Below are 19,306 nucleotides of genomic sequence, written 5' to 3'. Positions count from 1 at the left end.
ATTTGCTAGCATCCTTCATTCCTATGGTCTCACTCCTAAATAAGGACACCACCAACATGTTGTCTTAACTTTTTTAAGCTTACGGATTTTCATAACTCCACCTCCTTTGGGAACTCCCATTGTTTTGTCCATTGATATTTCTTATGAAATTCGACCCAAGTAGGGAATATTTTTTTAAATTCCTCTACTAATATTGGGTCGAATTGGGAACCCTGACCTTCAACAATACGTTTATAAGCTTCTTCAACCGGCATCGCAGATCGATAGGATCTGGAAGATGTCATTGCATCAAAAGCATCCGCAACAGCAGCCACTCTTGCAAGAAAAGGGATTTCTTCGCCCTTAAATTGATCAGGATAACCTTTCCCATCCCACCGTTCATGATGAGAACGAATGACACAAATACAATCCTTTATGCCCTCAACATTTTTTACTGCTTCTGCACCTACACCAGGGTGCGACTTGATTATTTCAAATTCTTCTTTTGTAAGCTTCCCTGGTTTCATCAAAATAGAATCGGGTATATGGACTTTACCAATATCATGTAATAAGCATGCGTAATAAAAAGACTTTTGTTCTTCTTTTGAGAATTTACCCAGCTTTTGAACTAATAATAAAGCATAGCTAGCTACACGTTCACTATGACCTCTAGTATAAGGGTCCTTTAGTTCTAATGTGGCTATAACGCCCTTCACAATCCCTTCCAATTGATTATCATAGGAAGTACTAATAGAACGAACATATCCCTGGAAGCGGCTTAATAAAAAGAATGCCATAATAGATAAAATAATGATTAAGACAATAGGCATAATTACATAAGATGTATTTAAAACAATACCCGTTAATAGGTATTTTGCTTCCATACCTAGACTTACAATCCAAAAATAATTTGTATTAAGAAAAAGTGGTAAAGATAAAATCAAAAATACTTCTACCATATTTCCACTGAAATAGGAATCTCCCTTTCCAAAATAGGAGAGTATATCAGCAATACAACCTGTTAAAGCGTAACTAACAAAAAAAACGTATTTAATCCAATGTTGCTTCTTTACCTTACTTAAGTAATACATGATAGGAATCATTATTAATAATGCGATATAGTTAATATACCAATAATTGCTAGGTAGGCCACTTTTTTTATGAGTAATAAAGATTGGAGCTAAATAGTAATAAAAAATGTCATAACCAATCATAATAATGTAGAAAAATACTAGAAACCATTTCACTGTTTGTTTTTCTTCATGTGGTATCATAAATTCCTCCAAGTGTAACTATTACAACACCTTATTTTTACATTGTTTGTAAAACAGGGATGTGGTAATTTTAACACAATTTCGAATATTCCCAAGTAAAAGATTAATTTTTTTTACAAAATCTATTAAAATCCCGTATTCTTCTTCATTATATATCATTCAAACGACCCATGAAACACTATATATTGAAGATTTTTGTATAATTATAGAACTATTTATTTCTAAAAATTTCTTGTATTATAGGTAATGTTACATTCACTATTGTTCCTTTATCAGGTTGGCTTGCAATTTCCATGTAACCTTTGTGGTCCTCAATAATTTGATTTGACACCATTAAACCAAGTCCGGTACCATCTTTTTTTGTAGTAAAAAAGGGTACTTTAAGGTTGGCAATAAGGTCGTCAGCAATGCCGCACCCTTCATCTTCAATAGAAATTAATATTTCTCGTTCTTTTAAAATATTCGCTTTGATATGAATCCTCCCGCCATTAGGCATGGATTCAACTGCATTCTTTATTAAATTAATAAACACTTGCTTCAGTTGTTTTTCATCACATTCAATCGGCGGCAATGGTCCTGCTATTTCCGTTTCTACAGTAACCCCTTGTCTCTCAGCCTGCTGGTTAGTAATCGATAAAGTATACGAAATAATTTCTTCAATACTTGCATTTTGAAATTTGATTTCTCTAGGTTTTCCCAGATACATTAAATCATTTACAATTGAATTTATTCGATCAATTTCTTGTATCATTATTGGATAAAAATCGTTACCATTTGGATTCCGTTCCTGTTGCAACTGTGTAAATCCTTTTAGTGATGATAGCGGATTACGAATTTCATGGCCTATAGCTGCAGCCATCTGGCCGATGACAGCAAGCTTTTCTTTTTGTCGAAGGTCTTCATGAACAGTAGTTAAGGAACTTATATAGGAATTAAATCTATTTAAGACAATAAATGCGACTGCCGCTAATATTGTCAGAACAACAATTGGGGGTATTACTTCTGGATTTTGCAGGATTAGTCCCATAAAAATATATTTTCCAATTATCCCAAATGAGACTGTCCAAAAATATCGCTTATTTACAAATATCGGCGAAAAGAAAATAAATAATAAATCAACTATGTTCCCAGATGCAAATTGAAGTGAAGTTCCAAAATATCTAATAAGGTTATCAATTATATCAATTACGATATAGCATGAAAGAAATATGAACTTAACACGATAAAGATTTCCCTTTTGAATGATATAAATAGAAATTGGTAATAGACAACCAACTAAAATAAAAATCCAATAACCAAGCCCATCCTTTAAAAAATCCTTATCACCAAATGATGAAAAATGGGGCAAAAACAAATACCAAATGATATCAAATGAAAAATAAAATATATAAAACAACCACAAAAAAAGCTTTATCGCCTTTTTCTCTTCATATATTAATTTAGGACTATTGTTGCTTTCCTTCATGAGAGTGACTCCTTAACCTAGTTCTGCTAACAAATAATCTGAAAACTTTTTAAAAATATTCTCTCCTACCATATTACCATCTTTTGAGGAAATAGATGACATTAAATATGAAAAAACTATGATTTTCGACACATTTCGCTAAATTTCATCAGATACAAGACTCCCAAAAAAATAAGAAGACCACCAAGGTCTTCCACAGCCAGCGACTATTTTTGGTAAAAGGGATTTATTTGTACGGAAATCCACTCCGAGGTTTGTTCAAGCTGACCGGCCAATGAGAACAACAGATCCTCTCTTCCCCTTGCCGCCATAAATTGGACACCGCATGGAAGACCGCCTTCTGTTAGATGAATGGGGACCGTCATCGCAGGCTGGCCTGTTAGGTTTGCCAGCTGGGTGAAAGGAGTCCTTTTTAAATTATTTTCAGCAACTTGTTCTATTGTTCCCAGCTTTTTTAAAAGAGCCCCCAGTCCAAGTTTTCCCGTCACCTGCATAGCAAATTTTTCAGATTTACTTGGTTCAAGTTCGCCAATCTTAGCCGGCGGAAATGCAGTAGTCGGTGTTAAATAAAAATCATATGTTTCGTGAAATTGTTCCATTGCAATTGCTGCTTTGTCCCATTCTCTAATACTCAATACAAAGGATTCTGCTGATGTAGCCTTTCCAACTAAACCTAATATCCACGTAGCCGGCTCCACGTCACTCATGACTGCTTTCCGTCCGAGAACGTCTTCAAGTGCAGAGATAGACGCTGCCACCTCGCCAAAATACATCGTTAAATAGCTTTGTGCTATTCTCCTGCCATCTACAGGGGAAGCCGCCTCAACAACATGATGTCCCATTGATTCTAAAAGCTTTGCTGCTTTAAGGACGGCCTGCTTACATTCATGATGTACCTCCGTTCCAAGCGGTGATTCCAGAGAAAAAGCGATGGTACACTTTTTATTAGAATGGGTTTGGCTTTGTTGGAGATAGGAGCCATTGAAAGGCGGTACATAGAAAGCTGCAGTTTTTTCATACATACTTATTTCATCTAGCATTGCCGCACTATCTCTTACCGATCGTGACAAAATATGATCAACAGAAGCCCCTTGCCAAAGCCTGCCGTGACTCGGCCCAACAGGTGTTCGTCCTCTGGTCGGCTTCAAACCAAATAGTCCGCAATAGGCTCCTGGAATCCGAATGGAACCACCGCCGTCATTTGCCCCGGCAATCGGGACCATTCCGCTTGAAACTGCGGCAGCCGACCCACCGCTAGAACCACCTGGAGTATGGTTAAGGTTCCACGGATTTCTAGTTGGACCGTAAAAAACTGGTTCAGTAATTCCCATTAACGCAAACTCAGGAACGTTAGTTTGGCCTAGAAACAGTGCCCCCGTTAAGCGTACCTGTTTGACATATTCAGAATCGGCTTTTGCCACATAGCTTTGGTATGCCTTAGAGCCAGAGGTAATCTTTTCTCCTGCTACTTCTTGGACGATGTCCTTTAGGAGCATCGGTACACCTGCAAAGGTACCGTTCAAATCAATCGTTTCTGCTTCATTTTCTACCTTTTCATGGAAATGACGAATGACAGCATTTAGCTTTGGATTATGCTGTTCAATCATTTTCATTGCTTCTGCGGCGACTTCTTTTGGTTGCAGCTCCTTCTTTTTCATTAATTCCGCAAGCCCAATCCCATCATAATCTTTATAAACAAAGCCATCCATCCTATCTCATCCCCTCAGTGGATTTTTTAAATACTACTTCTATTAACGAATAAGTTATTCCTTGTTTAGAATAAAAATTGCTGTTGATAACAAAATACTTATAACCTATTGACATCCAACAAAAAAACCTTTAATATTAATATTTGTGCTTCACATTAAAGTAACTTGTAATATATAGAGATAACGCAATGTAGGAATTTTTTTCTGGCATTCTGCTTATGTTTTAAGATAAAAACTTATTCACACTGGATCGGCTTCGGAGCCGTTAGGATGTAAGAGAGGTAGGGCTTACGTCGTTTAGGTATAAAACCATCAGGTGGAAGAATAACCGCGGCAAACTTGTTTTTATTAACAATTACAATAAAGTAAATTTTTACCTTGCGATGGATGAATGATAAAGACAACCATTCACAAGTTACGATCTGGATTCTACTTGAATCAAAAGCTAAGAAGGCAGAGGAATCGTTTATTCCTCTGCCTTCGCCCATTTCATTATATTTTTAATAATTTATTTTTCTATAACAATCGCTTGCTTGCCCATTTGCTCCCATGCCTTAATAAAATTCTCACGGTTTACTTTTTTGTTCTTCTCTCCATAGGGATCATTTACATAAATATAGCTTTCATCGTATCCGGTAATAGCCACACTATGCTCACTAAAAGTAATATCGATTTTCCCCTGCGGTGTATCCCACGTTTGGAATACAGAAACTGGGGTAAAATTTGAAGTGGTAATAATCCACACCGGCAGCCCCTGCCCCACTTTTTTTAGTATATCTGTAAACGAGCTATTCGTTAGATTTATGGCTTTATCACCAACATATTTCTGAGCCAATTCAAATACCGGCCCGTTGTAAACTCCAAGACCCGGGCCATTTGCCATATCCCCAACAAATCCGTCGTTGGGATTTCCCTTTTTTCCATTACCATAGTTAAACGGGACTGTTTTTATTTTTTCAGCCAGCTCGTTCTTTGTCACATTTACCCCATGATAGTTAAGAATCATCGCCAAGCTCGTTACCTCACAGCCGTTGTACAATTTGGGTCGATCCATCTGATTCAATAATGGCACATCCAGCAGCATATGATCGGGAAATGCTGGTTCTAGAATAGGTTTTGGGGCTTCCCCTGAAGGTTTAACTTCATCCGAAAGTACGGCATCGTTTACTTTTTGCACTTTTCCGTTAAGTTGAGTAACAACTTCATTTGTCTTGGTTTGGACCGATTCCTTTATTTGAACAACCGTCTGCCAGTTAAATCTGCCTGCAACAATTGTTTTTGCTCCAATAAATGATATAAATAAAATAATTATGATCGTCAACAATTTTTTCATAGATATGTATACCATTCCTTGTAGTATATTTGCAGGATACTATTAATATCCTATTATATAATCATATCAAACAGGATGAAAGGAAAATGATTACCAAATCAGACTACTTGTTTTTCCTTAATATATTCTTAAGAAAAAACCTCTTTTAGCGTTTAACTAAAAGAGGTTTTTTTGTTCGGACCTTATTTTGATTAATTTTTCGGATCACTTGATTGATGACTTCTGAAAAGACTAGCCCGAAGGCAATTGAGCCGGCAATCATGAATACTTTTGCTGCCATTGCTAATGCCGCAATGTAGTCATTTACGACAAAGTGGCGCATGGCATTATAGGCCATACCGCCCGGAACCAGTGGAATGATCCCCGCGACACTGAAAATTATCACGGGCTTTTTATAAAACTTTGCCAGTTCCTGGCTAAGAACAGCAATAAATATCGTGGCTGCCAATGTAGCCAAAATCGGATTATCAAAAAAACCTTCAAGCAGATAATAAACCATCCATCCGCCCATGCCAATCAGGCCGCATTTCAATAATGTTTTTTTCGGCGCATTAAAAATAATGCCAAATGCACTTGTTGCAATAAAGCTTGTTATCATCTGGGCCAAGATTTCCACTTTACACCCGCCTCACCTTCACAAAAACGATACGACAACTGCAATTCCCGCACCAATGGCGAAGGCCGTCAAAAATGCTTCTGCTCCCTTTGACAAACCCGATACCAAATGTCCCGCCATTAAATCTCTAATTGCATTTGTTAATAAAAGACCAGGTACCAATGACATGACTGAACCAATAATTATTTTATCTACCTGCTGTCCAATCCCTACTTTTACAAATAATAAAGAAAGTAAACCGATGACAAAGGCGGCCAAAAACTCTGAGAAAAATTTGATGGGAACAAAACGGTGGAAGTGGACAAAACTATAGTACCCTGCCCCGCCTGCTATCATGGCCGGGATAAAGTCTCCCCAACTTCCTTTAAACATAATCATGAAGCATCCGCTCGCAATTGAGGCTGCTGCTACTTGATACTTAAGTGGAAAGGTAACATTTAAGGAGTCCATTTCCCTTAACTGTTCCCAGGCATCCTTTAGATTTACTTCCCCGCTGCTAATACTTCTGGATAGGCTATTAACCATAGCGACCTTCTTTAGGTCTGTAGAACGCTCAAAGATTCGGATAAGCTTTGTCCTTGTCGGTCCTGTACTTTCCGCCGAAAAAATAATTCCTGTCGGCGTTACATAACTATGAGAGTTTTCAACTCCGTAAGAGGCGGCAATCCGCATCATTGTATCTTCAACCCGGTATGTTTCCCCGCCGCTTTGCAGCATAATTTTCCCCGCGAGCAGGCAAACCTCCATCACATCGGATGTCTTTTCAACTTGATTTCCCATCAATTATTCACCACATATTTTAACATTTGTTACTTAGTTTAAATCAAAACAAGCCTACGAAGCAATTTTTAATCACATGTTTTTAGAAACTACAAATAGTAGATATTACTTTATAATTGGTGGAAATTTCGTTATGATAATATTTAGCATCCCGAAATATATTGCAGAAAGGAGTGTTTTGGGAGTGACTCAGCAGGAAAGTGCAAAACGAAATTTGATGATTATGTGGTTTGCAAACTTCTTTGTTTCCGGGAGTATGACAATGGTTTTACCGTTCATTTCCCTATACATCGAGACGTTTGGAAAGTTTTCCGAAAAATACGTCCAGCATTGGTCTGGTTTAACATTTGGGGTTACCTTTGTTTCTGCCTTCCTTTTCTCGCCTATTTGGGGTAGAATTGGCGACCGCTATGGCAGAAAGAAAATCCTCATCTTTTCTGGTCTAGGGATGGCTTTATCCATTTTTCTTATGGGCTTTGTCCAATCAGTCTGGCAATTATTTATTCTCCGCTTTTTCATGGGATTTTTCTCAGGCTTTATCTCAATGTCACAAGCCTTCATCTCCACACAAACACCCAAACAAATTGCCGGACGTGTCCTTGGAACGCTGCAAACAGGAAGCATTACCGGTTCATTATTTGGCCCGATGCTCGGAGGCGTATTAGCTGATTCGCTGGGCTATGCTACCACCTTTAAATGGACGGCCATATCCATTTTCATTTCTGCTTTACTTGTAATCGAAACCAAGGAATTTCAATTGGAATTACAAAAGGGATCAAAATCACATTATTCCAGTAAAGAAGTCCTGCATCATATTGTCCGGAACCCCATTTTGTTAACCGTACTGCTTATCTCCGCCCTTGTTCAAATTGCTCACTTCAGTATTCAACCGATTCTGTCCCTATTTGTTAGTGAATTGCATGGAACAACAAATATCGCCTTTTATTCCGGTATTGCTTTTTCCGCAGCTGGCCTAGGCAATCTTATGATGTCAAGAAGATGGGGAAAAATTGCAGATAGGGTCGGCTATGTAAAGATCCTAATCATTCTGCTTTTTTTGGCGGGAATTTTCTATCTGCCAGGTGCCGCAGTCACGAGCTTTTGGCAGCTTGTCATCATTCGCTTTACACTCGGTGTCACGATTGGCGGGATAATTCCAGTTCGGATTGCCTATATTCGCCAAGAAGCCCCAATCGCAATGCAAGGAGAAGTTCTTGGCTACAACACAAGCTTGCGATTCCTCGGAAACATTTTCGGTCCGATGTTAGGTGGATTTATTTCCGGTTCCTTCGGCTTTTCCGCGGTCTTTATCAGTACCAGCACCTTGTTAATCATAAGCGGAATGATTCTCTTTGTTTCCATGCACAGGCATCCAAAGCTAGTGAAGCATACAGTCTAATCGATAAGGGTTTAAAGTAAAAAAAACGGGTAATCCCCGTTTTTATTTTATAATTTGGTTTTTTCGTGCGCTGAAATCACCATCTTGATAATAGCTATTTTTCACTAAAATGTTAGGTCCGAGGCAGGAAACGGCTGGACAGTGGCAGCTTAATTCTTTGGCCAATGCTGATGATTGCCACGTTTCATAGGCAGTATTTAATTTCGTGGATTGGATATTTCCTAACGGCGGCGTATCTCCAAAATCGGTAACAATAATATCACCATTAAATATGTTGACATTCAAACGGGAACGTCCATCGGGGTCGTTCCTTACAGTTACATTCTTGCTGCGATAAAGTCTTTTTAACAGTTCTAAATCCTCCTGATTACTGCTGCAAGCATAGAATGGCAGCGTTCCAAATAACATCCATGCCTTTTCATTCCGAATATCCAGCAGGTGATGGATCGCCTTCCTGATTTCCGCCAACGACAAAGTTTCCAGATTACTAGCAAAATCACTTGGGTACATTGGGTGCACCTCATGACGGCCGCAGAGCATTTCATCAACGATTTGATGGTGGATATTTTCTAAATGCGGCAATGTCCGTTTGTTTAACATCGTTTCTGCGGATACCATCACACCGGCTTTGACAAGCTCGCGGCTGTTTTCTATCATTCTGGTAAAATATTTTTCTCGTTGTGCATAATCAGGCTTGCGCTCCATCCTTGCAAAGCCGCCCTCAACAAAGTCATTGACCGTTCCCCAGTTGTGGGAAATATGTAATACATCTAAATATGGAACAATTAACTCATACCTGGCTAACTCAAGGGTTAGGTTCGAGTTTATTTGTGTGCGGACCCCGCGTTCATGGGCATATTTCAAAATAGGGAACACATAATCTTTAACGGATGATAACGACAGCATTGGTTCCCCTCCAGTAATGCTCAGAGAACGGAGCGCCGGAACTTCTTCCAGTCTTTGTAGTAATAGTTCAAGCGGAAGTGAATTAGGATCCTTTGTCTGTAACGTATACCCAACGGCGCAATGCTCACAGCGCATATTACATAATGTTGTCGTCGTGAATTCAATGTTCGTAAGCTGGGGCTTTCCATATTCCTCTATATCCATATAAGCTTCCCATGGATCATATTGTGGTGTTATAGTTTTCATTTTTAACATACTAAACTCCTTGCAATTAGTCTTAACAAAACCTTTTTATTATAGCTGATTTTGGGTCAGATGTGCTAATTCAAAACGATTATCACATTCTATGTTACCTACTCTCGGTTTATATCTAACATACGAATTTTGCCTGACGCATACATATCCCACCGCTTTTCGTCAAAAAATAAATAGATGATAAAACGAATGTGGAAATGGTGGTTATGTGAAATGGAAATGCAGCCTTTAGGCGAAGCAGAAAAACTTGCTTTAAAAAAGGTGAAAATATTTAAGCAAAGCGTTCTTCGGTATATCCTAAGAGCGATGCTTGCCAGTATGTTTATCGGATTTGGGGTCATTGTTGCCTTTAAGACTGGGAACTTTTTTTACCTTGAACATTCCCCCTTTGCCTATCCGATGGCAGCATTCACGTTTGGAGCGGCTATCATTTTAATCGCCTATGGCGGCGGGGATTTGTTTACCGGAAATACGTTCTATTACACCTATGCCGCTCTTCGTAAAAAAATGGCCTGGATCGATGTTGTGAAGCTTTGGGTTTGCAGTTATGCCGGAAACATTTTAGGGGCTGCTGTATTTGCATTTATTATATTCACAACAGGACTTTATACCGAATCATCGGTTAATGGATTTTTACTTCATGTCGTGGAGATTAAAATGCAGGTGCCGACGACAGAGTTATTTTTCCGAGCCATTCTTTGTAATTGGCTTGTCTGCATGGCCTTCTTTTTGCCGATGGGGTTAAAGGGGGATGGACCGAAAATGTTTGCCATGATGCTATTTGTCTTTTGCTTCTTTATTTCCGGCTATGAGCATAGTATCGCCAATATGTGTACATTTGCAATAGCCTTAGTCTTAAACCATCCTGGGACCATTTCATGGGGCGGAGTAATCCATAATTTAGTACCAGTTACAATTGGCAACCTTATTGGCGGCTCTGTTTTTATGGCCATGATGTACTATTATGCTAATAAACCATTTTTGGATGAATATGAAAAAGAACAGGACTAGCTGACCTGTTCTTTTTATCGACAAAATTACCGGGGAAATATACACATGATTAGAGAGATATCGACAATAATAGAAACATTCATATAATAATAATTCTATTAATTATAAACAGCTGTCTTCTTGGGGTGGGGCCATTCTAATGACAGCATTTTTCATTTAAAAACCCAAATTGTCTTATATGCACCCTTCCAGCTAAAAATCGTAACAGCCACAAGCACGATAAAATATATCGGCACACCAAATGGAATCAATGTCGCGCCATAATGGATGCCGGTAAAGGCTGCAATACAGAGTGTTGCAAGAAATACTTTTAGTCCTCCGCTTTGTAAGGCATCCTCAAATGATTCTGAAAATGGCAATGTACCTTTAAGATAGTTCGAGCAAATAACCGTGAATAAAATAGCGGTCACAAAAATAACCAATAAATCATCAACGACTTTTCCCCCGAAAATTGTAATAAAGATAGTACATACAATCAAATAAACCGGCAAAAAGAGGTTCACAATAAACACTTTGAGGACTGAGCTGTATAATGGCGCCAGGTTTTGAATGGGTGCTGTTTGGTAAATCCATGCCCCTTTGTATTTCCCTGAGTATTTCAGCATGGCAATGGCATTCGGAATCATCAAGCAGCTAAAATAAACCGATAAATACCATTTACTTGAAACCAAATGGGCATAGGAATTCATTTGGATTTCATTAAACAAAAACACAAACGGGAAAACAAGTGATAATCCTAAGGCGGGATAGACCTTTAAGCGGAATTCTCTCTCATTTCGCATCATTTGGTCGGCAAAGCGAAAAAAGACCCTTTCTTCCCGACTTCGGCAAATCACCTTTGCAAGCCCAATTTTCCATTTCCGCTCCCTTTGTTTGCTTCCCCCACTGTTATTCGAAAGTTTTTGCAGATTTCTTTCAAAAGATGGCATCATCCGGCTATAGATACCGATGGAGACTAGCGGTATAACCAATGCCAATAGTGAAAAAGAAACTAGATAAAAGTCTGAACGGTGCTTTAAGACTAGCTCAAATGGCGAGCCAAACCAAATTGGCGGGATAAAAAATTGCCACCAGCTTGGTGTAAAAGAAATTTTCATATCGACAAAGCTAAAGGCTCTTGCTAATACCTGATAGCCAACGGCAATTGAAATCGATAATCCAATTTGTACGTAATTAATGATATCCTTCAGTTTTTCACCATCGAAAAACCGCAAAATGAAATAATAAATAATCGCCGTCAATACGACAATGAATAGATTGACTAAAATAAGTCCGATGATGAATAGGAGTAAAAATAAGATCCCATGTTTAAAGGTCCCAATCACTAATGGGATTGCGGTTAGCGCTGCCGTTAAAAGGACTAAGTAAATACAAATATGAATTGTTTTTGCCATATTTAATGTCTTTTTATCAACTGGCTTTGTCAGAAGAATCCCCTTATCTCTGACATCAAGCAGGACATTCGAAAAATCGGAAATCATTGATGTCATCACCAAAAACATGACAATCCCAAAAAGAATGCTCATTTGATAAATAAAGCTGCTTTCAAGCAGAACAAATGGAATGAGCATGAGGCTTAGCAGTACATACATACCTAATGATTTGATAAAGCCATTTTCTTCGGGTTTCTTCTTCTTTTTTGCCTGCTGGTTAAAGACGGTCGGAGTCCTTCTCCCATCCATAGTCAGTTTGACCGTCAATACTTTTCGCATAACAACGTAATTAATACCAAAGCGTTCAAAAATGCCGCGGAATAAATCGAGGAATCTCAGAGTTTGGAAATCTTTCATCTGTTACCCCTCTTGAACAATGGATACAAATTCCTCTGCTAAAACCCTATATTCATTAAAACCAGTCAGCTGATTAAAAATCTGCTCCAGTGTTCCTTCCTTATTTTGTTCCTTCAACTCAAGAAAACTGCCATCTGCGACAATTTTCCCATCATTAATGAGGATAATCCGGTTGCTTATTTTCTCAACGACATCCATGATATGCGACGAATAGAAAATGGTTTTACCCTGTGCCGCCAAAATGGACAGTATTTCTTTAAAAATCATCACGCTGTTAGCATCGAGACCACTTAACGGCTCATCTAAAAATAACAGATCCGGGTTATGTAATAAACTGGAGACAATCAGTACCTTTTGCCGCATTCCCTTAGAGTATGATGCAATTCGTGAGCGGTACACTTCCTCTAAGCCAAACACCTTCATCAACCTTTGCGCCTTTTCATCAGCTGCTTGAAAATCCATTCCGTATAATTCTCCGACAAAGGTTAAGTACTCCATTGCGGTGAGATTATCATAGAGCTCAGCTATTTCCGGGACATAGCCTATTTTCCGTTTATAGTCGATATTCGATTCCGAAACTTCTTTGCCAAAAATCTCTACCTTGCCGTAATAATCCCCTTCAATCCCGAGCAAAATCTTAATTGTCGTGCTTTTACCGGCGCCATTTGGCCCAATGTAACCGATAATTTGCCCGCGATAAACAGTTAAATTTATCCCTTTTAGGACATTGTTTATGCCATAATGCTTTTCTAAATCCTTGATCGATAATACGACATCGTTGATAATCATCACCTTCTAACTTAATTGATAGTTTAATATTAACATATTTTACCACAATCTCTAAAAATAAGAGTGACTGGGGGCGTGCAAGCTACTCCTCTACTTCTTTCTACTTAAATAATAAACATACACTTTTATCATAAAGTAATTAACTTCTTCTGGAAGGAGTTCCTTGATTGGTTTTAACCGTTCACGTCCGGCTTCTTCCACGGCCTTTTCTAACAGTGGCAGGTATTCACTTGGAATATGCCTGGAAAAGTCCACCTCCATACCTTGCTGAGCACATTGAAGTAAATGGTTTTCCACTGTGCTGACCGCAAGCTCGCGTTGTTCAGCAATTTCCTCAATCGATAGGTGCTTTTGATTTAATGTCAATGTCTCCAAATGCGATTCCCCAACCGCCGTTTTTTTAGCAGCCTTTTTCGATGCTGCCGATTCTGGTTGGATTTCGCTTCGATAATCCGGATTGGTTTCTAAAAAAGCACGGATGGCTTGAATGAATTCAAGTCCGTATTTCTTCAGCTTATGCTCCCCAACCCCGCTGACCTGTAAAAATTCTTCACTTGTTTTCGGAAGTCTTGCACACATGTCTTTAAGGGCAGCGTCTGAAAAAATAACGAATGGCGGTACTTTTTCCGTTTCGGCTATCCTTCTGCGGACATCCCGCAGCTCCTCAAATAACGGATCATTTTTCGATACTTGTTTAACTTTAACCGCTTCTCTTCGATAAACCTGCTCATTACCTAAAAGAACATCCTTTCCTTTCGGTGAAACATAAATCGTCGGAAATTGTCCTTGTTCAATCGCGAGTAACTCCTGTGAAATCAAAAACTCAATAAAATCGCTGACCTCTTTCGCACCTTGATCTTTCATGATTCCATAGGTCGTAAGCCGCTCAAAGCCCATCTCGATTACTTTTTTATTTTTCGATCCCGTTAACACCTGTGCAGTAATGTTTTTCCCAAAACGCTGCCCCATTCGAATCACACAGGACATCACCATTTGTGCTTCCTTCGTGACATCAATGCTTGCCCTGGAATCCAAACAGTTGCCGCATCTGCCACAAGCATCTGTGTCTGTTTCGCCAAAATAGTTTAAAATGAACTCCTGCAAGCAGTTTTCCGTATGGCAATAATCAGCCATCTGCTGCAGTTTCTCTAATTCCTGTGTCATCCGGCTCCTGTCACTGGATTGGTCAATTAAAAAGCGCTGCACCTGAACATCTTGCGGCGAATACAGCATAATACATTCACTGTCTAGCCCGTCCCGTCCGGCACGTCCAGCTTCCTGATAATAGCTCTCCATGTTTTTCGGCATCTGGTAGTGAACTACATAGCGGATATTACTCTTATCGATCCCCATCCCAAAGGCAGAGGTCGCAACCATAACGGATGCTTTATCTTCTAAAAATCGTTCTTGCTCACGAGCGCGGTCCACGTCACCCATGCCCGCGTGGTAGCGGGCAACATTGACGTTCTCTTTACGGAGCTTTTCATAAAGCTGATCAACATTCTTTCGAGTTGCTGCATAAATAATCCCCGCTTCCTGTTCATTCTTTTTTAGATAATCCAGGAGAAACCTTTGCCTGTCCTGCCCTTTGATCACCGAGAAAGATAGGTTTTCTCGCTCAAACCCTGTGATAATTGTATTTCTTTCATTAATATTTAACAGCTCGCAAATATCATCACGAACTCTCGGCGTTGCTGTTGCCGTTAAGGCAAGAACATTTGGCTGCTGCGGCAGACTATGAATCATTTGTTGAATATGACGGTAGCTTGGGCGGAAATCATGTCCCCACTGCGAGATACAGTGAGCTTCGTCGACGGCGACAAGTGGGATATCCATGTTTTTCAGGTCTTCTACAAATTCAAATGATTCTAATCTCTCTGGTGCTATGTATAAAAGCTTGTATTTCCCATGTTTTGCTTCATAGATCCGCTTATTTGCCTCGCTGTAACTTATCGAACTATTAATAAAAGTGGCTGGGATTCCCGCTTGAATGAGGGTATCTACCTGATCCTTCATTAAAGATATCAGTGGGGAAATAACAATCGTGGTACCCGGAAGGACAAGTGCAGGAATTTGATAACAGATGGATTTACCGCCTCCGGTCGGCATAACACAAATCGTATTATTGCCGGCTAATACCGAACGGATTGCCTGTTCTTGACCGTTACGGAAGGAGCTATAACCGAAATAGGAATTGAGTAGTGGGAGTGTTTTTTCAAACAAGATTGTTTCTCCTTTCATTTTGCAAAATTAACTACTTTCATTATACCGTTTTTCCTACTTAAATTTCGTCATTAAATAACGATATTTGTGGGAAAGTAACAATAAACATTTTGAAGGCGGCGTTCATCATGATGCGTTTAGTAATCCTTATGATTCCTTTTTTTATATGTATTTTTCTAAATAGCGGTTCCGTCGCTGCGAATCAATCACGAAAGGAAGCAAAGCTGGATGTGGCATGGCCTTTTTATAAAATAGAAAAAAACAATCACTATATGTACCTGCTTGGAACCATTCATATTGGGAAGGCAGAAATGTATCCCTTTCCTCGAAAAATAGAGCAAGCCCTTGCAAAATCGAAATTCCTTGTCACTGAAACATCGGCTTCTGACATAATGGACAAGAAAGAATTGTATTTATTAAAAGATGATGAGACTTTAGAGGATTATTTATCTGATGAGGCAATAGCCATTCTAAAGCAGCGGGCAAAAGAATATAACCTTGATTATTCTTTACTACAAAAATATCAATTTTGGTTTGTCATGGGATTATTTTTGAGTACAGGCTTTGATGATTTATCGTCAGAGTATGGAGTAGATCAAAAAATAGCGGAACTGGCGGAATTATATCATCTCACCCCTCAATACTTGGAAACACAAAATGAGCAAATTGAAGCTATGCGAAAAGTGTACACCGAGAAGGACGCCGATAGAGTGAGTAAGCAAATTCCTACATTCACAGAATCCAAACGGCAGCTAGAACAACTATATACAGAATATATCCAAGGAAGACAGTTTAACCATAATGAGTCGGTAGATGAATTTGAAAAGAAGCAAAATAAAATTCTTGTTGATGACAGAAATAAAATTTGGGTAAAAAAATTTGAATCGTATATAAGTAGTGGTGATATTTATTTTGTTGCTGTTGGCGTGGGGCACTTAGAAGGTGAAAATGGAATTTTGGCCTATTTTAAGCAAAATGGATACGATGTTAAGAAAGTCTTCGAATAAGTAATCTAACCGCTTGAGACCTAGTACAGGTTCAAGCGGTTTTGTTATTTTGGAAATGTGCAAACTCCTTTTCAAATCAGGATGTCATTTAATATTTCATCCCTATGCTCGCCTTTTTTTGGCGGAGGGGCAATCGTTCCCTGTTCAACGTCACTGTGCATTTTAACTTGATAATCTCCCCAAGAAGAAGCAAATATTATCTCCTTCTCTTTGAAATATGGGTTTTCGCTGAGTTCCCCTACCTCAAGAACCGGGGCCATGCAGCAATCTACTTTTTGCGCGATCTCCGTCCACTCATAGAAGGTTTTGCTTTTAAACAGGTCTGTCAGTTCTTGAAAAATTGGATTGGTATCCTCCGTTTTTGAAAAATGAGCTGCAAACCAGTCTTCACGTCCATGTGATTGGCAAAAATTCCGCCAAAACTTCGGCTCCAGTGCAGCCAAACTCATATACCTTCCATCCATCGTTTCATAGATGGCGTAAGAAATAATGCTTCCATTTAGGACATTTATGCCCGTTCCCTTACCCGTTTCCTTTTCAACCAATACATGATTCCCAAGCAACGATACCAGTTGATCTGTGATGGAAATTGAATGGTAATTACCTTTCCCGGTTAAAGACCTTGAAACAAGCCCTGCAAGAATCCGCTCATTTGCCGCATATCCCCCTAAATAATCAGCTAAAGTAATAGACGGATGAACAGGTTTACCCGTTTTATCTTTTAGCTGGGCTAAGACTCCGCTTAAGGCCATATAATTGAGGTCATGATTGCCGAGTTTGCTTAGAATGCCGCTTTGTCCATAGCCTGAAATGGAACAATAGACGATATCAGGTTTCACATTTCTTACGGCTTCATACCCGAGCCCGAGCTTCTCCATCACTCCAGGTCTGAAGCTTTCGATCACAACATCGGCGTTGGTAATTAGTTTTAAGGCCGTTTCCAAGCCTTCACTATTCTTCAAGTTAAGAGTGATGCTCTTTTTCTGCCGGTTGTTCGCTAGAAAAACAAGACCAGTTCCCTTCTGAGTAATTCCTGTATTCCGGGCAGGATCTCCTTCAGGGGGTTCCACTTTAATAATTTCTGCTCCCAATTCTGCAAGCCTCAATGTAGCAAAAGGGCCCGGAAGATAGTTAGTAAAATCAATGACTTTAATGCCTTTTAACATATTCAGAGACCTTTCATATCTGGGGAAAAAAGCTCCTCCAGCTGCTTACGAAGAACAAATTTTTGGATTTTGCCGCTGGCATTTCGCGGCAATGCTTCACAAAAAATATAGTTCCTCGGACGCTTATAGTTTGCCAGGCTATCACTATTTTTGCAGAAATCATCTAATTCTTGTTCGGTTATATTCGGATCTTTTTTTACAACAAAAGCGGAAACCGTTTCACCCCAGCGGTCATCCGGCTGGCCAACTATCGCAACGTCCAGAACACCCGGGTGTGCATGCAAAACATCTTCAACCTCACGCGGATAAATGTTTTCCCCGCCGCTGACGATCATGTCGTCAACACGGTCATTTACAAATAGGAATCCATCTTCATCGAGATAGCCGATGTCACCCGAATGGTACCAGCCTTTGTACAACGCGTTTTCAGTCGCTTCCTCACGATTAAAATAGCCAATCATCATGCATGGCCCTTGAACAATAATTTCACCTGTTTCGCCAGCCGGCATCATATCATCTGGATCAGATGGCCCATCTTCTCTGGTACGGACCACCCTAATATCATGACTAAGAGCTGCTTGCCCTGCAGAACCCGCTTTTCTTAGCTGATCATTTTCCGATAGAAAGGTAATAGCCGGCCCCATTTCCGTCATCCCATACGCTTGAATTAAAGAAATGCCTAAGCGATCATGCAAAGCATGGACGAGCGACGGAGCCATTGGAGCTGCACCATATAAACCAAGCTTCAAGCTTGAAAGGTCATATTGACTTAGATCTTCCTGAAGGAGCATGTTCCACATCGTTGGTGCGGCGAAAAACTTTGAGATTTTTTCCTGTTCAATCAATCCAAGGATGGCTTTTGGATTGAATTGGTGTAAAATGACATTCCTTGCCCCAACATGCACCCTTGGCAGGAAGGCACAATGAAGCTCGGCACAATGGAACATCGGGGCGGTCACGAGGCCAACATCCTCCGCTTCAAGCTTCTGCGCTGCATTACAGAGCACACTTTGGTCTACCATATTCCGGTGGCTATGCATGACCCCTTTAGGTCTGCCCGTTGTTCCGCTTGTATAAATAAAGGCATAGATGTCATTCTCGTTTACTTCCGCCTGAACCTCTTTTGTTGATGCTGAGGTAATTTTTTTGTGAAAGCTTGCCGCGTAATCAGGCTGATTTTCATCAATAAACCAGAAGGCGATTTTATCGAAGCGCTTGGAGATTGCTGACACGACGGGCTCTAAGGCTTTTTCAAAAAGAACAACCTTAGGGGCGGCATCGGCTAAAATATATGCCACTTCCTCAGGAGTGAGCCGGAAATTAATCGGATTAAAAATAGCACCGATTTTAGCACAGGCAAAAAAGGCAGTCCCCAATTCCTCGGTATTAAACATGAACGTGGAAACACGGTCGCCTTTCTTAACTCCTTCATTTAATAGTGCATTGGCGAGCCGGTTTACCTGTTCGTTCCATTCCTTGTAGGTGTAGCGGACATTTTTTCGAACATCATACAAAGCCTCTTTGTTTGGAAACCTTTTTACCGTTAAATTAAAGATTTTTCCAATTGTCGTGGTCATTTAAACGCCTCCATTAAGTATATTGGC

At 39.7% G+C, this 19,306-nt stretch carries 15 protein-coding genes; 3 read left to right on the top strand and 12 right to left on the bottom strand.

The window, feature by feature from the left end; translation table 11 throughout:
• Positions 1-89: 89 nt before the first annotated feature.
• The 6 genes from FAY30_RS05780 to FAY30_RS05755 form a co-directional block, all read right to left on the bottom strand.
• Positions 90-1,253 carry an HD-GYP domain-containing protein gene (locus FAY30_RS05780; RefSeq protein WP_149868987.1) on the bottom strand — a complete coding sequence of 388 codons (1,164 nt, stop codon included), beginning with the start codon at positions 1,251-1,253 and terminating at the stop codon, positions 90-92.
• Between the two features lie 211 nt (positions 1,254-1,464).
• A complete protein-coding gene (locus FAY30_RS05775) occupies positions 1,465-2,718 on the bottom strand; it encodes an ATP-binding protein (RefSeq protein WP_149868986.1) in 1,254 nt (417 codons plus the stop codon).
• Positions 2,719-2,924: 206 nt separating this feature from the next.
• Entirely contained in the window at positions 2,925-4,427 is a 1,503-nt protein-coding gene (locus FAY30_RS05770) for an amidase (RefSeq protein WP_149868985.1), read from the bottom strand.
• Positions 4,428-4,935: 508 nt separating this feature from the next.
• The gene (locus FAY30_RS05765) at positions 4,936-5,760 is read right to left on the bottom strand and encodes a C39 family peptidase (RefSeq protein ID WP_149868984.1); all 825 of its coding nucleotides are present in this window, start codon (positions 5,758-5,760) and stop codon (positions 4,936-4,938) included.
• Positions 5,761-5,905: 145 nt separating this feature from the next.
• Positions 5,906-6,358 carry a threonine/serine exporter family protein gene (locus tag FAY30_RS05760; protein WP_411675488.1) on the bottom strand — a complete coding sequence of 151 codons (453 nt, stop codon included), beginning with the start codon at positions 6,356-6,358 and terminating at the stop codon, positions 5,906-5,908.
• Between the two features lie 36 nt (positions 6,359-6,394).
• Positions 6,395-7,156 (bottom strand): threonine/serine exporter family protein, encoded by a 762-nt coding sequence (locus tag FAY30_RS05755; protein ID WP_149868982.1) that lies wholly within the window; start codon positions 7,154-7,156, stop codon positions 6,395-6,397.
• A 217-nt stretch (positions 7,157-7,373) separates the two neighbouring features.
• On the opposite strand from FAY30_RS05755, the gene FAY30_RS05750 reads away from it, so the two are divergent.
• Positions 7,374-8,555, top strand: a complete 1,182-nt coding sequence (locus tag FAY30_RS05750) for an MFS transporter (RefSeq protein ID WP_149872617.1) — start codon at positions 7,374-7,376, stop codon at positions 8,553-8,555.
• Between the two features lie 42 nt (positions 8,556-8,597).
• On the opposite strand, the gene yfkAB is transcribed toward FAY30_RS05750, so the two are convergent.
• The gene (gene yfkAB, locus FAY30_RS05745; RefSeq protein WP_149868981.1) at positions 8,598-9,716 is read right to left on the bottom strand and encodes a radical SAM/CxCxxxxC motif protein YfkAB; all 1,119 of its coding nucleotides are present in this window, start codon (positions 9,714-9,716) and stop codon (positions 8,598-8,600) included.
• A 213-nt stretch (positions 9,717-9,929) separates the two neighbouring features.
• On the opposite strand from yfkAB, the gene FAY30_RS05740 reads away from it, so the two are divergent.
• The gene (locus tag FAY30_RS05740; RefSeq protein ID WP_149872616.1) at positions 9,930-10,727 is read left to right on the top strand and encodes a formate/nitrite transporter family protein; all 798 of its coding nucleotides are present in this window, start codon (positions 9,930-9,932) and stop codon (positions 10,725-10,727) included.
• 152 nt (positions 10,728-10,879) lie between these two features.
• Here the strand turns inward: FAY30_RS05740 and FAY30_RS05735 are convergent, their stop codons facing one another.
• The 3 genes from FAY30_RS05735 to recQ all read right to left on the bottom strand — a co-directional run bounded on the left by FAY30_RS05735 (position 10,880) and on the right by recQ (position 15,529).
• The gene (locus tag FAY30_RS05735; protein WP_149868980.1) at positions 10,880-12,517 is read right to left on the bottom strand and encodes a hypothetical protein; all 1,638 of its coding nucleotides are present in this window, start codon (positions 12,515-12,517) and stop codon (positions 10,880-10,882) included.
• A 3-nt stretch (positions 12,518-12,520) separates the two neighbouring features.
• On the bottom strand, positions 12,521-13,306 hold the full coding sequence (locus tag FAY30_RS05730; protein ID WP_190284832.1) for an ABC transporter ATP-binding protein: 786 nt from the start codon (positions 13,304-13,306) through the stop codon (positions 12,521-12,523).
• A 90-nt stretch (positions 13,307-13,396) separates the two neighbouring features.
• A complete protein-coding gene (gene recQ, locus FAY30_RS05725; protein WP_411675476.1) occupies positions 13,397-15,529 on the bottom strand; it encodes a DNA helicase RecQ in 2,133 nt (710 codons plus the stop codon).
• A 128-nt stretch (positions 15,530-15,657) separates the two neighbouring features.
• Between recQ and FAY30_RS05720 the strand changes: the two genes are divergently transcribed.
• On the top strand, positions 15,658-16,536 hold the full coding sequence (locus FAY30_RS05720; protein WP_149868978.1) for a TraB/GumN family protein: 879 nt from the start codon (positions 15,658-15,660) through the stop codon (positions 16,534-16,536).
• Between the two features lie 71 nt (positions 16,537-16,607).
• Here FAY30_RS05720 and FAY30_RS05715 read toward each other — a convergent pair whose 3' ends face one another.
• On the bottom strand, positions 16,608-17,702 hold the full coding sequence (locus FAY30_RS05715) for a CaiB/BaiF CoA transferase family protein (RefSeq protein ID WP_149868977.1): 1,095 nt from the start codon (positions 17,700-17,702) through the stop codon (positions 16,608-16,610).
• 2 nt (positions 17,703-17,704) lie between these two features.
• The gene (locus FAY30_RS05710) at positions 17,705-19,279 is read right to left on the bottom strand and encodes a fatty acid--CoA ligase (RefSeq protein ID WP_149868976.1); all 1,575 of its coding nucleotides are present in this window, start codon (positions 19,277-19,279) and stop codon (positions 17,705-17,707) included.
• Positions 19,280-19,306: the final 27 nt, after the last annotated feature.

It is taken from the genome of Bacillus sp. S3 (genome assembly GCF_005154805.1).
Lineage (GTDB): Bacteria > Bacillota > Bacilli > Bacillales > Cytobacillaceae > Neobacillus.
This window is presented reverse-complemented; position numbering and strand designations above follow the sequence as displayed.